The 15,487-nt window shown below is 44.7% G+C and carries 15 protein-coding genes and 1 pseudogene; 8 read left to right on the forward strand and 8 right to left on the reverse strand.

Annotated features, from left to right (window positions below; genetic code table 11):
* Positions 1 to 89: 89 nt before the first annotated feature.
* Together H6F77_RS02980 and H6F77_RS02985 are read left to right on the forward strand one after the other, a co-directional pair.
* On the forward strand, positions 90 to 2,426 hold the full coding sequence (locus H6F77_RS02980; protein ID WP_190485218.1) for a 3-keto-alpha-glucoside-1,2-lyase-like domain-containing protein: 2,337 nt from the start codon (positions 90 to 92) through the stop codon (positions 2,424 to 2,426).
* A gap of 112 nt (positions 2,427 to 2,538) precedes the next feature.
* A complete protein-coding gene (locus H6F77_RS02985; protein WP_190485220.1) occupies positions 2,539 to 4,161 on the forward strand; it encodes a Dyp-type peroxidase in 1,623 nt (540 codons plus the stop codon).
* A gap of 186 nt (positions 4,162 to 4,347) precedes the next feature.
* On the opposite strand, the gene H6F77_RS02990 is transcribed toward H6F77_RS02985, so the two are convergent.
* From H6F77_RS02990 to H6F77_RS03000, 3 genes are all read right to left on the reverse strand, one after another.
* Positions 4,348 to 4,818 carry a GUN4 domain-containing protein gene (locus H6F77_RS02990; protein WP_190485222.1) on the reverse strand — a complete coding sequence of 157 codons (471 nt, stop codon included), beginning with the start codon at positions 4,816 to 4,818 and terminating at the stop codon, positions 4,348 to 4,350.
* An 80-nt stretch (positions 4,819 to 4,898) separates the two neighbouring features.
* Entirely contained in the window at positions 4,899 to 5,939 is a 1,041-nt protein-coding gene (locus H6F77_RS02995; protein ID WP_190485224.1) for an N-acetyltransferase DgcN family protein, read from the reverse strand.
* A gap of 46 nt (positions 5,940 to 5,985) precedes the next feature.
* The gene (locus H6F77_RS03000; RefSeq protein ID WP_190485226.1) at positions 5,986 to 7,023 is read right to left on the reverse strand and encodes a dipeptide epimerase; all 1,038 of its coding nucleotides are present in this window, start codon (positions 7,021 to 7,023) and stop codon (positions 5,986 to 5,988) included.
* Positions 7,024 to 7,100: 77 nt separating this feature from the next.
* Here H6F77_RS03000 and H6F77_RS03005 point away from each other — a divergent pair, with 77 nt between their 5' ends.
* Positions 7,101 to 7,727: an NUDIX hydrolase gene (locus H6F77_RS03005; RefSeq protein WP_190485228.1), complete on the forward strand. Its 627-nt coding sequence runs from the start codon at positions 7,101 to 7,103 to the stop codon at positions 7,725 to 7,727.
* On the opposite strand, the gene H6F77_RS03010 is transcribed toward H6F77_RS03005, so the two are convergent.
* The gene (locus H6F77_RS03010; protein ID WP_309228789.1) at positions 7,657 to 7,992 is read right to left on the reverse strand and encodes a DUF6464 family protein; all 336 of its coding nucleotides are present in this window, start codon (positions 7,990 to 7,992) and stop codon (positions 7,657 to 7,659) included. The genes H6F77_RS03005 and H6F77_RS03010 overlap by 71 nt on opposite strands.
* A gap of 255 nt (positions 7,993 to 8,247) precedes the next feature.
* Between H6F77_RS03010 and H6F77_RS03015 the strand changes: the two genes are divergently transcribed.
* From H6F77_RS03015 to H6F77_RS03025, 3 genes are all read left to right on the forward strand, one after another.
* On the forward strand, positions 8,248 to 9,267 hold the full coding sequence (locus H6F77_RS03015) for a CHAD domain-containing protein (RefSeq protein WP_190485230.1): 1,020 nt from the start codon (positions 8,248 to 8,250) through the stop codon (positions 9,265 to 9,267).
* 89 nt (positions 9,268 to 9,356) lie between these two features.
* Entirely contained in the window at positions 9,357 to 9,986 is a 630-nt protein-coding gene (locus tag H6F77_RS03020; protein WP_190485232.1) for a Crp/Fnr family transcriptional regulator, read from the forward strand.
* 22 nt (positions 9,987 to 10,008) lie between these two features.
* Positions 10,009 to 10,641, forward strand: coding sequence for an alpha/beta hydrolase (locus H6F77_RS03025; protein WP_190485233.1), 633 nt, complete (start codon positions 10,009 to 10,011; stop codon positions 10,639 to 10,641).
* A 146-nt stretch (positions 10,642 to 10,787) separates the two neighbouring features.
* On the opposite strand, the gene H6F77_RS03030 is transcribed toward H6F77_RS03025, so the two are convergent.
* Positions 10,788 to 11,282 (reverse strand): iron uptake porin, encoded by a 495-nt coding sequence (locus H6F77_RS03030; RefSeq protein WP_190485234.1) that lies wholly within the window; start codon positions 11,280 to 11,282, stop codon positions 10,788 to 10,790.
* A gap of 108 nt (positions 11,283 to 11,390) precedes the next feature.
* Here H6F77_RS03030 and isiD point away from each other — a divergent pair, with 108 nt between their 5' ends.
* Positions 11,391 to 11,603 carry a protein IsiD gene (gene isiD / locus H6F77_RS03035; RefSeq protein WP_190485235.1) on the forward strand — a complete coding sequence of 71 codons (213 nt, stop codon included), beginning with the start codon at positions 11,391 to 11,393 and terminating at the stop codon, positions 11,601 to 11,603.
* A gap of 138 nt (positions 11,604 to 11,741) precedes the next feature.
* A complete protein-coding gene (gene coaBC, locus H6F77_RS03040) occupies positions 11,742 to 12,989 on the forward strand; it encodes a bifunctional phosphopantothenoylcysteine decarboxylase/phosphopantothenate--cysteine ligase CoaBC (RefSeq protein ID WP_190485236.1) in 1,248 nt (415 codons plus the stop codon).
* 294 nt (positions 12,990 to 13,283) lie between these two features.
* On the opposite strand, the gene H6F77_RS03045 is transcribed toward coaBC, so the two are convergent.
* The 3 genes and pseudogenes from H6F77_RS03045 to H6F77_RS27750 form a co-directional block, all read right to left on the reverse strand.
* A complete protein-coding gene (locus H6F77_RS03045; RefSeq protein WP_190485237.1) occupies positions 13,284 to 13,952 on the reverse strand; it encodes an AIM24 family protein in 669 nt (222 codons plus the stop codon).
* Between the two features lie 93 nt (positions 13,953 to 14,045).
* Complete coding sequence (locus H6F77_RS27745; protein ID WP_309228790.1) at positions 14,046 to 14,675, reverse strand: GUN4 domain-containing protein; 630 nt, start codon at positions 14,673 to 14,675, stop codon at positions 14,046 to 14,048.
* Positions 14,658 to 15,362: pseudogene (locus H6F77_RS27750) on the reverse strand (serine/threonine protein kinase); the annotation flags it as partial. The pseudogene H6F77_RS27750 and the gene H6F77_RS27745, both read right to left, overlap by 18 nt.
* Positions 15,363 to 15,487 lie beyond the last annotated feature (125 nt).

A 15,487-nucleotide genomic window follows, 5' to 3' on the forward strand; every position in this document is an offset into this window, starting at 1 on the left:
TTGGGAAGCATCTGCTGTTGAGGGTATGCATTATGCATATCTGTAATTTTTGTACAGCAATCATCGTATTTAAATACGACTAATTTTTCATGCCTGCAAACTTACCAGAACTGCAACCTCACGAGAAGAACAAGGTAGACGTACAAAGTACTACCTTTGCTATTGATGCTGTTGCCCGATTTGTATGCAACACTTTTGAAGAAGCACTCAGCAATCCTCAATTTGATGCCATAGTAATTGGTTCGGGGATGTATGGTGCATACTGTGCCGAAAAGATTTATAGATTGAGCGCGATCGCTGGCAAACCACTGCGCGTTTTAGTCCTAGAAGCAGGGCCATTCTTGATCTCAGAACACATCCAAAACCTATCGCGAATAGGGTTCGGCATCCAAGATATCGTAGCCGATCAGCCTTGGAAAAGTAACGTGGGTTTCTCGTCACATAGCTATTGCGTCGGTGGGAAATCAGTATTTTGGGGCGGATGGTCGCCGCGTTTGACCAGAGAAGATTTAGATTTATGGCCTGCTGAAATACGCCAATATTTGCACGAAAACTATAATCTTCTCGAAGAAGAAACAGGCGTAGATCCAGGCACAGAATTTATCCAAGGCGAACTACATGAGGCAATAAAAGACGCCGTAGACGCCGCCTTACCAATGGTAAAAAATCTGGATGAATGGCAAGAACCTCCCATTGCAGTACAAGGGCAATCTCCCGCCTCTGGCTTATTCAGCTTTGACAAATTTAGCAGCCTTCCACTATTAATTGATGCCCTTCGTGAAGATGCCGATAATAGCAAGGGCAACGATGGCGCACGGCGGCTTCTATTAGTACCCAAAGCCCGTGCCCTTAAGCTCGAAACTAACAAAGGATTTGTAAACAAAATCGAGCTTTCAGTAAATGGAAAAAAGGAATCTATAGACGTTAATCCCAATTGTTCTGTTGTTTTAGCGCTAGGTTCCGTTGAATCAACGCGCCTAGCTTTAGCCTCTTTCCCAACAACAGTTAACTCAGCCGAAGAACTTTTGGGAAGGAACTGTATGGTTCACAGCCGCAGCAATACAACCATGCGGATCAAGCGTTCAGCCTTAGCACCTGCATTATCTAATAAATTGCAAACAGCAGCTTTGCACGTTCGCGGTTCAATAGATGAAGGCCGTTTTCACCTACAACTGACCGTCGCAGCCAACCGCGACGGAAACTCGGACGCGCTCTATTTCCGCATGATTCCCGATCTCGATTTGCTAGACGCAATTCTAGCTCAAGAAGATGCTGAATGGATCGCTATTACCATCCGGGGAATCGGCGAAATGCAGGGATTTAAAGATAAAGCCATACGTTCATCGGACACCAGTTGGATGGATCTAAGTCCCTTTGATAAAGATCAATTTGGCAATCCCAGAGCCTTTATTTATCTGAAGGAAACTGATGTTGATTTAAAGCTTTGGGATGCAATGGACAAAGCCACCCTTGACTTAGGGTTGAAATTGGCAGATGGGAATCCCGATAATATCGAGTATTTCTACAAAAAGAATGGAGTTGAGGCTTGGTATAGCGATCCACCGCCAGCAGCAACTTTTAAACCGGAAGGCGTACGAGACGGTTTAGGAAGCACATTTCACGAGTCTGGCACGTTATGGATGGGAGAACCAGCAAAGTCCGTAACTGATGTAAATGGTCAATTCCATCATGTTGGTAATGCCTTTTGCACAGACCAAGCATTATTCCCAACTGTGGGTTCTGCTAATCCGGTTTTGACTGGTTTGGTGCTGTCTCGCAAAGTGGCTTCGCAGATTGTAGAGCGCAATTTAGTAGAAGGGCAAGTATTCCCCACCGAGCCTGGTTTTACTCCCCTATTTACGGGTGACTTTTCTAACTGGAAAACAACTGGCGGGGGAGGATTTCAAGTTCTATTCGGAACAATTTTGGAATCATTTACTTTTGCGCGAATTGGCGTGCTGTACACGGTGCAAGAGTATAGCGATTTTATTCTCAAGCTTGACTGGCAGATGTTCGAGAACGATGCTAACTCAGGCGTTTTTCTACGCTTTCCAAGTCTAGAGGATAACCCTTCGGACGCAGAAATAAACGCTGCATACAAGCAGTGCTATGAAGTTCAAATTGATGAAACAGGGTTTAATTTTACTGAATTTCAAAAAGGGAATCCCCTTCCCTATGGAAGTGCATTTCATAAAACGGGAGCGATTTACGAGTTAGCACCAGCGCGGAAATGGGCTTCTAAGCGGTTGGGATTGTGGAACACCTATGAGATTGAAGCGAAAGGAAATTCTATCAGCGTCAAACTCAATGGAGAACTGGTGAGCGAATACTCTGGCCCAGAAGCGCGATCGCTAAAAGGACATATTGGCTTGCAATATCACACAGGTCGAGTTCAGTTCCGCAATATCCGCATCAAAGAACTCTAACTAAAGGTAGTATTCGCGGTTCACAAACTATCGACAATGAACCGCGAGTTATCCCGATCCAGGGCAATCAAACAGTAATGAGATTTAATTAGTTCCGAGGCTTAAACGCATCATGTCGAGCAACACATCAGAAAACAAAAATCTTAATTGCAGCATCGAGAAAGATGACCGCGATCGCAAAGAAAAACAGTTAATTAAAGAAAAGCGCAAACAAGCAGGTATCGGCTTCCCTTCTGCTGGAATCCAAAAACACTTGTTAATCGTTCGCCTAGATATTGCAAGCGCCGCAGAAAACGATAAAGAAACCGTAAAAAAAGGTCTGACTAAACTCTGCGATCTGTTTGCAAGACTCGATAAGGGCAAGAAGAAAATCGAGATTCTTAATGAAGAAGGCAATCTAGAACTTACTTCGCTGTCAAAATATCATTTTTCAGCCACTATCGGTTTTGGTATTGGCTTCTTCAACCACCTTTCCATCCCAGAAGACAAGCGCCCGAAGCGTCTCAAGGAAATGCCCGATCACACGGGACTTGGCGACATTGCGCCCTACAGTCTCAGCCAAACCGATCTAATTATTCAGCTTGGTTCTACCAACGATTTTATTAACCGTTGGGTGCTAGAAAATGCGGTACAACCAGTGGTAACAAGCGAAGAAAATAACCCCGAAGCAACAGACATCGTATCGGCTATCCGAGGCTGGGCGATAATTGTTGATGTTAACGCTGGGTTTCAGCGCGTAGATGGGCGCAACTTGCAAGGTTTCAATGATGGGGTATCCAACCCGCGCCGCCTCAGCCAACTTTTCGATGATATTGTTTGGACGACGCAAGAGGACGAAGGCAACCCAGATTTAGTAGACGGCACTTACATGGTCTTCCAAAAAATCGTACACGACTTAGATCAGTGGCGGTCTTTGAGCGTGAAAGAACAGGAGGAATGGGTAGGACGCAGCAAGGGTACGGGGTTGTTGCTGGGTACGCTGTCGGAAGAAGAAGATAACAAACTAGGGGAAGATTTGCGATCGCCCGACGCCGAGACCCGCAAAGCCGCCCTGAAAAAATGGAAGCCTTTGTTTCAAGCGCAGGAGAATCCAGAGACGCGATTCTTTGACCATGAAAACAGCGATTTAAATGGCAAGCCGAAGTTCGGCGAAATCCCCCTTAAATGCCCTGCTTGGTCGCACGTCCGCAAGGCTAACCCGCGCGAAGAGGATAATATCACGAACTCAAATGATTTAAAGATTGAGGCGCATCTAATCTTCCGTCGCGGCTATCCTTTTATGGAAAGCGATATGGACAACAAAACTCGGTCGGGATTATTGTTCGTCTGCTTCCAACGCGATATTACCGACAAGTTTGAGTTTATTAAGAAAAATTGGTTTAACAATCCCGATTTTCCAGTGCCATTTTTCCGACCGTTCAGCGAGGCAGAAAAAGACTTTCGCCATCAGCACGGGCGCTTTAGCGTAGCGGAGTTGGAGGCGATCGCAGATAACGTTGAGGCGCGTAAGATCCTTGGCTTAAGCTGTCCTCACGCTTTTGCTGCTGCGCTAAAAGAAGCGGAAGACAAGCTAACACAGTGTACGGGGCTAGAAGGTTTAGGCGGGCCCTCGGAGCATGGCGTAATAACTACGGGACAATTTTTAGCTACCGTAACTCTTGGGGGCGGCTATTATTTTGTTCCGCCTATTCCCAACAAAAATATCGCCAATATTGGTCAGCAATTCTTTGATTAATCAAGGCTTTTTGGCTGCGAATTGCTCTTAATCATGTCAGCAACAGGTTGTTTTATTCTCGATTTAATCTGTTGCTGACTTTACATTGCTAGTAGAGCGCGATCGCTTTTTTCAAAGCTTGTTTTTTACTGGCGACTTTAGAAAAGTTTTGAGTTTACTTATCCCACATATAGAAAGCTTTAGATATTAAAGATTACAAATATCCAAGCGCCTATAAAAATTGTCCGCACTGCGCGACCACAACCCCCAAACTAGAGATGCAACCCAGACACCACAACCAGGAAGGTGGCCTGTGGGAGCCTTGATATCATAATTTAGCGATGATATACTCAACCATTTTCCTCCTACGCGCCATCCAACGCGATCGCCCATTTTTTCCCAGTCTCGTTCGGCTTCTTTATAAATCGAATTTTGCACGCTAAAGCCAAAGCACTTGTTGGAGGATGTTAGCCAAAGCTGGTCAATCGTGTGTAAGTCAGTGCAAGGTAAATGGTAGAGAGAATCCTCATTTAACCAGCCAATACTTTCTCGATTGGCAATCTTGAGCATTATTTCGCGCGTTTCATCATCAGCTTCTTTCCACTTGCCAGCTGCTAGAAAATCGCGCAAGGTACTGTAGTTTGCACCCACATCAGATAATAGTTCAACTTCGGACATCCGCTTCTCCTCGCGCCCTTATATTTGCAGCTTAAGCAATTTCACAACAGCAACTATTATCGCTGAAAGACTTGCTTTTACTAATTAATCGCTGCATCTAACAAGATATCAGCACCAAACCTCACAGGATCGGTACAAGGTAGCCCTGTTTCTGCTTTTATCTGTTCAATAGCTGATTGTGCAGATTCAGCGTCGAGGTGATGGGTATTGAGAGCGATCGCTGCTACCTTAACAGGCGCAAACGCACCCCCAGCAAGCGCTACAGTCTCATATAACTTAACCACCTCATAAATCGGCGGAATCAGTACGTGGGGATTATTCTTAACATGAACTTGTCCGGCTCGATGTACTAATATTAAATGCGTTGGCTGCGAACCGCGCATTAATGGCAGCGTTGCTGTTGAGCCTGGATGTAAAAACGAACCTTGCCCCTCAATAAACAAGATGTCGTAATTTTCTCCGTATTCCATCACCATCTTTTCCACAGCACCCGCGGCAAAATCCACCCTAACTGCATCTAAAGCTATTCCATCCCCAACAATCATCATGCCAGCTTGTCCAGTTGCCAAAAATTTTGAGCGCAAACCCCGTTTCTGAGCTACTTTATTAAGTTCTAAACTTGTTGACATTTTGCCGACGCTCATATCAGTTCCTACTGTTAAAACGCGCCGACACTTCAAATTCCTAGCCCTTGCAGCAGCAATACCCAAATTCTCTGGTTCTTGACGAACATCCCAAATCCACTGCCCATCTTTAAGTAATGCTTGTAAATCTGGATCTTTACCCAGCCGAGTGTGCAAACCATTTACTATTGATAAACCAGATGCGATCGCGCCCTTTATTTCTTGAAACCACTCATTAGGTAACACTCCTCCCGACGGTGCAATGCCAATAATTAGCACATCGGGTGCATAACTTAACGCTTCTTCAACGGATGCAACTATTGGCGCGTTTCGAGGAATACCAGTCACATCCTGCAAAGACTCACCAACACATTCTCGGTCAATTACTGCCACAACTGGAGCTTCACCGTAGCGTAAAATAGATAGCCCAGTTTTGCCGTTAGGGCCGCGAATTCCTTCATGCAATAAAATTGCTACTCGATTTTTAGCTGTAAGCATAAAAGAAAATATGGTAATAGATTTTGTAGGGTGGGCAGATACCGAACTACTGAGTTACGCCTAATCCTGGTAAATCATTTGGCAACAAACGCCCATCTCTCACAACTGCACCTTTAAAAGGATCGTCAATTAAGTTTAGCTGACTATCCAAATCTATATAATTAGCGAGTGGAGAAAGTTGAGCAGCCGCAGTATTTGCCAAAGTACTGTCAGAATAGCAACCAAACATCACCTGCAAACCGCAAGCTTTGGCTATATTTACCATACGAATAGCCTCAGTTAATCCCCCCGATTTCATTAGTTTGATATTAACGCCATGTATGCGGTCTGCAAGTAAAGGTATATCCTTACTTGTAAAGCAGCTTTCATCTAAAAAAATGGGGATGGGCGATCGCTTGTGCAGTTCTGGCAACTTTTCCTCTTCTCCCCGCGCCAAGGGCTGTTCCAAATACTTAACACCCAAATCTCCCAGCCAAACAGACATCTTCAACGCATCATCCAGGCTCCAACCACCATTGGCATCTACACTCAGTATTGCTGCTGGCGCTTCTTCGCGCACCGCCATCAACATCGCCCGATCTGCTTCAATCCCCTCCGGGCTGCCTAACTTTACCTTCAAAAAGCCTGCCCCCGTTACAGTTCGCCAGTCGCGCACTCTAGCTTTTGCCGCTTCTGGAGAACTGATGCCTATTGTTACTGAAGTCGGTGGTATGGAGTTGCGGTTTAATCCCCACAACTTCCACAATGGCAAACCTACGCGCTTCCCCAGCCAGTCGTGCAACGCCACATCTAATCCCGCACGCGCTGACGAGGGTAGTCCGCTTGCTATCAAAACCTCTTCTATCTGTCCCCTCTCAAACGGGCTGAAGGCTTCGAGTGCTGGTGCTATTTCCTGCAATGCTTGCAATATTGTTTCAGTATTTTGTCGGCGATCGCCTATCGAGAATGGTGAGGCTTCCCCCCAACCCTCAATCCCATCCGACTCCACCCGCACCCAAACGTTCGTTGTTTGCGCTGTAGTCCCGCGACTGATAGTTAAAGCAAACCGCTTGTTTACCCTAAAGGTTTCAACGCCAACCCTCATAGTTTCTGTATTGTATGGTTATAATTCACGAAGCCTGTTTAGCCTTTCCAATTTATTGGTAATTAGGGAAGAAAATTATGAAAAACTTGAAGAAATGGAAAACCTTGCGATCGCATATGGTTCTTGACCACCGCTGGTGTAAAGTCAGGCGAGATGAAATTGAATTGCCTCAAGGCGAAATAATAGATGATTTTTTTGTAATTATCAGGCCGGATATTGCTCTTATCTTACCAGTTACCTCCCAAAAAGAAATTGTGTTTGTGCGCCAGTACCGTCACGGCGTTGGTGAAATTTTACTAGAATTGCCAGCCGGAGGATTTAATCCCTATGAGGAAAGCGGTTTAGCTGCGGCTGCTAGGGAATTGCAAGAAGAAACTGGATATATTGCCGATAACATAATTTCCTTAGCTATCTTATACGACAACCCAGTAAAAGATACAAATAAAATCCATTTATTCCTTGCAGAAAATGTTCATCTCTCCAGCGAACAAGAGTTAGATATTACAGAAGATATTGAAGTGGTTTTAATCCCCCTACAAGATGTTGTCAAAAAAATAGCTTTAGGAGAAATTAGCGTTTGTGGAACTATTACCGCCATTTTATTAGGATTAAATTTTTTATCCCAACGAACAGCTACAAATCAATATTCAAAGATTCCTTCACTTGATAATAAGGACACTCCTGACACGGCCCGAAAGGATTAATAGCGCAACGCAGATAAGCAGAGCGGGCGTTATACTCGCAAGTAATGTCGCCAACTAAATAACCAACCCCTTCAACATAATTCCGGTCGAAAAGCGTATCGCTTGTTTGTAGCGAACGGACAGCCGTCGCAGTTCGCGCTGCTTGCAGAGATTCTCGCGCTTTTACCTCTGCCTTACGCATAACCCACACTGAAATCAGAGGTGGCATTAGACTTAAACCAAAAACCACAATCGCTTCTACCATGCTGCGAATGACCTCATCCACATATTAATAGTGTTAGGGTAATATACAGCGATCGCGATCGGCGTCACCCATCAGTAGTAATACACCATAATTATTTGCCAGAACTGTAGTGCAAACGACAACATTATTAAATGCATTAAACCTGCCTTTTTGTCAATTGACCATACGCAACAGCTAATGAATAAAACTGGCAAGATTTATATTTCGTAAGTACGATATTTATACCTGGGTTAGTAATTTATACTGAAAGATTGCATTGTAAAAAGAAAATATACTATGAAAAAATCACAACAGGCTAAAGGCAATACCCTGGGAGACTGGGCTTATCTAGCCATTGAAAAACACCTAGATAAAATCATCAAGCAGGAAGCCGACGTTATCAAAGACCGAGATCCAGAAGCAGTACACCAGATGCGCGTGGGGATGCGTCGCTTGCGTTCAGCGGTGACAGGTTTTGCACCAGCGCTGGACTTACCCAAAGACGCTAGCGAGAAAAAAATTGCCAAAATAGCTCGCCTGCTAGGGCAACTGCGCGATTTAGATGTTCTCAAGGAAGCCATAAAAACTCATTATCAACCAACGCTACCCCAAGCAGAACAAAAATCTTTGGCAAAAGTTTTGGATCATCTAGCCAAAGAGCGCAAACACGCAATTGAAGCTATAAAGTCTAACAAGTCCCAAGAAGACTACGAAGAAGTTAAAGATGCATTTGAAAAGTGGTTGAAGAAGCCAACGTTTACTAAATTAGCCAGTCTGCCTATTAACGACGTACTGCCAGAATTACTCCTGCCTGCGGTAAGCAAACTGTTTTTACATCCAGGTTGGCTAGTCGGTGTATCAGCTAAAAACGGAGAAATTTCTTTTACTAACACTTTAACTCTGGGCGAGCTAGGAGAATTATTAGCCGAGCAAGGGCTAATGCTTCACAGCTTGCGTAAAGAAGCGAAGCGGGTGCGCTACCAAATGGAGCTATTTACTGAATTTTACGGCTCCAATTATGCAGATTCTTTGGAAGATATTACAGAAATCCAAAGTATTTTGGGCAAAATTCAAGACTGCGCCATATTGGCAGAATTTATGGCGGATGTTTTTAAGTCAGATATTCAAAATTATTTGCCGACGCTGGCGCAGCAGTTGGCGCAAACTAGCTACGATGCTTGGCAAGAGTGGCGTCCTTTCCAAGAGAAATATTTACATGCAAAAGCACGACAAAGGGTGCATCTGGCTTTGATAAAACCAAGTGGCGAGCCGCCTAGAACGACTAAGGACAACGATAAAAATTTAGTCATAGGCTAATCAAAACATTACCAACTCTTTACCTTGAAAGCTTAGAGTACGGGTGGTCTGCTATCCTCAGCCAGTTTTTCATAACTGGAAACCCCCGTATGCTTCCACTAACCAAAGCCCCGTTAGAAATAACCCAGTTCGACCCCATTGAAGCACGACGCCTGCACTTTTATGGCAGAGGAGAAAATATTCCCTTGGTTCCTCAAGGTTTTTGGCAGGTATACCAGGGTTTGGTGCAACTGAGTACGATTAACGACAATGGTGAAGATGTGTTGCTTGGTTGGGCCGGAAGTTCGACGTTTTTTGGGCTTTGGCTAACTAACTTGCAAACATATCAGGCAAGGACGTTAACAGATGTGTACGTCAAGTGGTTTTCTCTGAGCGAGATAGAAGCTTCACCGCGTCTGGCTCAGATTCTTGTACCACAACTAGGACGACGGATGCGGCAGACAGAAGCGCTTTTAGCTATAGTGGGGCAGCGTCGGGTTGAAGATCGCTTACACAAACTGCTGGTGCTGTTAAAACAGGAAATTGGTCAACCTGGGGCTGAAGGAACGAGGTTGAGCGTTCGCATGACGCATCAGAATTTAGCCAATGCGATTTGTACGACGCGGGTGACAATTACAAGACTTTTGAGTAAATTTCAACAGCAGGGGTGGATTGGCTTCGACCGCGATCGCCACATTATCCTAAAAGATAGCAGCTTCGCGAATTTCGCTGAGTTGTAAGTTGCATTTTTTAGGAGTCGCGTTGTCTTTATCGGTTATTTCAGTTCCACCTGTAAGCGGTAAACCGACTGCTGGGTTGCTAGCAGTTTTGCATGGGTTCGGCGGGAACGCTCAAGAATTGGCATCTTTAGCCCCCGGTTTGAACTTGTCCGATTATCAGTTGATGTTTGCTAATGCCCCTTTTTCTCATCCCTATACCTCAACGGGTAGGATGTGGTACGACTTGGGGCGATCGCAAGATGCTCCCCAACAGCTAGCACAAAGCCGCCAATTGCTTACTGAATGGCTCACCTCACTCGAAAGCGCTACCGGAATACCCCTTTCGCGCACGGTTTTGTGTGGCTTTTCACAAGGCGGAGCAATGACGCTGGATGTAGGACTTAATTTGCCGCTAGGCGGGTTAGTAGTTCTCAGCGGCTATTTGCACCCCGTATCTCAAAGGAGCGATCGCGGTTATCCACCCGTGTTAATTGCACATGGTACGCAAGATACTATAGTGCCGCTTAGTTCCGCCCAGAAAGCACGCGAGGCTTTAACCGCCTTGGGAGTATCTGTGCGGTATCAAGAATTTAATATGGGGCATTATGTTCTCCCAGAGGAGTTACAAGTGGTGCAAAATTTTGTCCTAGAAGTTACATCCAATGTTAAGAAGTAGGACTGTTTCCACCCTCGTACCAACCAGCTCTATCCCTATAAGTGACAAAATGCTGTTTTTATAGCAGCGTCTACCCTTGGGGGACATCCTGTATGGGATGTTCCCCCACTCACTGAGTTAATGTATGTCCGCGCCTCGCATATTTGCTAGCGATTATCCAGTTTATCGACTCGCGTTCCTAACTGGTCTAGGTCTTTCTTTAACTGCTGCATTTGCTCAGTGAGGTTGTCTACATCTGCTCTTGTTGCAGCGTTTGCATTTGCAGGGCGCATTAAGTTTATCTGCTTGAAACAAGCGTTTGCACCAGCAGCAAATTCATACCGCGTTAGGGGGCGATCGCCTCGAAACGTGCCATCGGGATAACCCGATACACAGGCGTAGCGTTCAACAAGATCTCGCACTGCTTGAAACGCCCAGTCAGACGGACGCACGTCCCTGAACTGGGAAACATCATTAACTTGAGCAATTGAGTCTTTTGCCTTAGTGGCGATCGCTCCTGCTACTTGTCCTGTCTCGGCTTGAGGTTCTGTAAAGGGGGCGATCGCCCTTGCTGGCAGCACAAATGCAGAAGCAGAGATAACTAAAGCAGTACCTAGAAATGCTGGAGCAAGTTGCAAGTTAGATAATATTTTAGCCAACATTAATTTATTTGATAGAGCAATATATCATAATTATAATTTCCGTTTAGCCACATTTAGTGATAAGTTGGGTACGCTTAATGGAGATGCCAATCGAGGGAGGCGCAATCTATGACGACTTTAAGCACTTTTAGCGGGGATATTTCTAAGCTGACCGCCGCTGAGGTAGAACAGCTGGCTGCACGTCTGGAACTAGATGATTACGCCAGTCCTTTTGAGGGATTGCAGGATTGGCATTTGCTACGAGCGATCGCGTTTCAGCGTCCAGAATTAATTGAACCCTTTATCCACCTGCTTGACATTCAAGCCTACGATGAAGCCTGACGATTTTAGATTTTAGATTGGGGTTGACCATCTTTTCGACGGTGTTTTGGATGATAGATGTAAAGATGTAGCGTATTGTGTCTTTACAATCCCCAATCTTAATTTCAAAATCTCCCATCGGAACATTCAAAATCCCACATGGAATCTTCCTTAAATCTAAAACCGGGCAGGGTTTTAATTGGCATAGGCGGCGGTATCGCCGCCTATAAAGTTTGTGAAATTATCTCAACTCTTGCTAAATCTGGTGTAGAAGTTCGCGCGATTCTCACCGATTCCGCCCAGCAATTTATCACGCCCCTGACTGTAGCAACTCTATCTCGTCATCCTGCCTACACCGATGAAAATTTTTGGCAACCAGTTCACAAACGTCCGCTGCATATCGAACTGGGAGAATGGGCAGATGTGTTTGTTATTGCTCCTTTAACAGCTAATACACTTGGTAAGTTAGCTTATGGTTTAGCTGATAATTTGTTAACTAATACCGTATTAGCTTCTACTTGCCCAATTTTGTTAGCACCCGCAATGAATACTGATATGTGGGAGCAGTTAACAGTGCAACGCAATTGGCGAGAGTTGCTGATAGATAAACGCTACCACAGTGCTGGCCCAGGAGCGGGGATTTTAGCGTGCGATCGCATTGGTGCTGGACGTATGGCAGAACCCTCTGAAATTTTGCCCCAAATTACATCGCTATTGCATACAAATGGTAAGCGAGATTTAGCAGGAAAGCGAGTATTAATTAGCGCTGGGGGAACGCAAGAGTATCTAGATCCCGTGCGTTTTATTGGCAATCCCTCGACGGGTAAAATGGGCTTGGCTTTGGCTTTAGCAGCAATGCATCGAGGCGCAGTTGTTACTTTAGTGCATGGTACTTTAACCGCTTCTGTCCCATCTTTGGCGGGAGGAATAATTAAAACTATCCCTGTTGTCAGCGCCGAACAAATGCACCATGCAATGCGCGAGTGTTTGCCAGATGCAGATTTAATTGTGATGTCGGCGGCGGTAGCAGATGTGAAACCAGCAGATTATAGTGCAGAGAAATTACCAAAGCGATCGCTACCTACGTCCTTACCTCTAGCACCAGTACCGGATATTGTGGCAGAGTTAGCTAGCCTCAAACAGCCGCATCAAAAAATAATTGGTTTTGCTGCACAAACTGGCGATATTGTAACTCCAGCGCTGGATAAATTATATAAGAAGAAATTGGATGCGATCGCTGCAAACCCTATCGATCAAGCAGACAGCGGTTTTGGCAGCGATAACAATCGAGCCGTATTTCTAGACAACCAAGGACGCCACATAGAAATTCAGCCTTGCAGCAAATTAAAAATGGCTCATTTATTGTTTGATTTTGTGCAAACTATTTCGATGGCAAATGGTAAATAGAGCTTGATAGCTGAACAAATCGCCTCTGCCTTGATATTATGAGAAAGAGAAAAAGGCATTTTATTCTTGTTTACTTCTACCTAAATTATTCATAAACTATTAGGAATTACAACAGAGTTATTTCCTTCTTTATCTAGCTTCTGTTTTCTCCTCTCCCCTTTCTCGCCTCTCTCCTTTCTTTTCTTCGCGTCCTTTGCGTCTAACGCGCTGACGCGCTTCGCTTCGCTGACGCGGTTCATCCTCCTTAAAATCGAAAGCAGGGAGAGAAAAATGAAATAGAGCTAGAAGGAAATTTTAAGTTGATCTTGTGGGAATAGCAGCAACAATTTGACGCAGCATCATAACTTGCCAATAAGGGAAAGGAGCAAGTAAAACAGTACCAGTGCCCTCAAAACTACTAACTAAAAACTCACCTGAAGTCATAGTACCAAGCAGAGACTTAGTAGCTTTTTCAACGCGATAATTCAAAGATTTAGTACGCGCGATCGCAAAGCTTCCATCCACCACTAACCTATCGTTTTCCAAACGAACTACTTCGACAGGCCCTTGCGCCACCATAACAACTTTACCGCTTCCTTGGACATTGGTTTGAAACAAACCTTCGCCGCCTACTAACCCAGTTATCATCTTATTGCGCTCGACGCCAACTTCCACAGAACCATCCGAAGCCCAATAAGCGCCACTATCTAAAATCCACTCCTCACCATTCAAATCGAGTATGTGATAACCAGATAAGGATGGCTCTAAATATAACTCACCAGTACCAGTATAAGTTGGACGAAATATATTTTCTCCCGTTGCCAGAGCTTTAAAAAATCCTCCGGCTGAAGGTGCTTTAGATTCCATTAAAATATTACCTAGCATATAGTACATTGCGCCGGATTCGGTGCGTACCATTTCATTTCTTAAAGTTACCTTAACCAGACGTAAACCTTCTTTCTCTATAACTTCAAACTGTGCCATAAGTGTCCTGCTTTTGTATGGAACTGGAAAAAGCTAGATAATAGCCAGATATTATATCCACTATAGTGAAGTAAGTTTCCGGAGAATTTTTTTCTACTCAAGGCGATAGAAAAGATTTAATAATCCTACCCACCAACCAACCTCAGAAAAGACATATCCGCTAGGGAGATGACCTAAAGGAGCGCTACACTCGTCAAATATAAACCGCTCGTAAGGAATCCAAGAGCGATTTATCCGCCAACCAACGCGATCGCCCCATTTGCATAAAGTTTCATAATTTGCCTCAACCTGTCCGCCAATACTCTCCCAGATTTCTTTTTGCATACTAAAGCCGAATCGCTCCTTGCTATGTTTAATCCAAAGCTGGTCGATGATACTGAGGTCTTTTGAAGGAAAGTTTTTAATATCTTCTATTCTGAGCCAGCCTTCATTTTCGCGATCGCAAATTTTAAGCATCAAAGCCGCCGTTTCACGATCTGCTTCTTGCCACTTTCCTAATGCTAAAAAAGCCTGTAAATTGCGGTAATCTATCCCCCTGGCTGAAGTCCGTCTATTAATTGCCGGAGGCGGAGTTATAGCCGTTGGAATCTGGTTAGAAATTACTGATATTTGAGTGATGCTTGATACTTGGTGTTTAGTACTATAAACAACACTCTGATTAGCACCAAGCATTGCTAGCCAATCTTGCACTGACTGAGGGCGGTTTTCTGCCTTAAACTCCATGCCCTTAATAATAGCTTGATTGACAATATCACTGATATTTACATTGAATTGTTTGGGCGAATCTAACCGAATGCTAGCAGCTCTTGCAGGGGCAGAAGTTGGCAGTTGTCCAGTAAGCAAATAGTACAGCGTTGCTGCTAGCGCATAGACATCGGTAAACTCTCCCGATCTTGCTTGGAATGCATACTGTTCGATGGGTGCAAAACCAGGAGTTAAAGCTTGCGTCCAGCTTTGCGTAACATTAGGGATAAATTGCCGCGCAACGCCAAAATCAATTAAAACTGCTTCCGGTTTGCCAGCACGCACCATAATGTTTTGTGGCTTTACATCGCGATGCAGCAAACCTTTATCGTGAATTAAGGTTAGCGCACCGCCAATCTGCCGAATATACAGCAATGCTTCTGCTTCCGACAGGATACCCCGTCCGGTGACGCGCTGCCAGAGGTCTTCGCCGTCAACATACTCCATTGCAATGCAAGGCAAATTTCCCTCGTAGAAGGCGTTTTCGATCTGGACGATATGAGGATGCCTGCATAAGGCTAGGCGTAGGGCTTCATCTCGAAAATCGTGCTTATTTTTGTCGTGAAACTGGTTAATGCTTGAGTTGCTAAGCAAGTGAGGTTTGAGCGTTTTTATAACAACCCAGTTGCACCGTTTGTCTCTGGCTAGATAAGTGATGCCAAACCCACCCTCTCCTAGCGGGACTTAAACAGATTTCAAGCCCAAACAAAGCCCAAAGCTGCGATATTCGCGATGAATACGTCCCGATTGTGGTTCAGCCACTCGACAAAACGGAAAGACATTGCTGTCCG

Source organism: Microcoleus sp. FACHB-831 (assembly GCF_014695585.1).
GTDB lineage: Bacteria > Cyanobacteriota > Cyanobacteriia > Cyanobacteriales > FACHB-T130 > FACHB-831.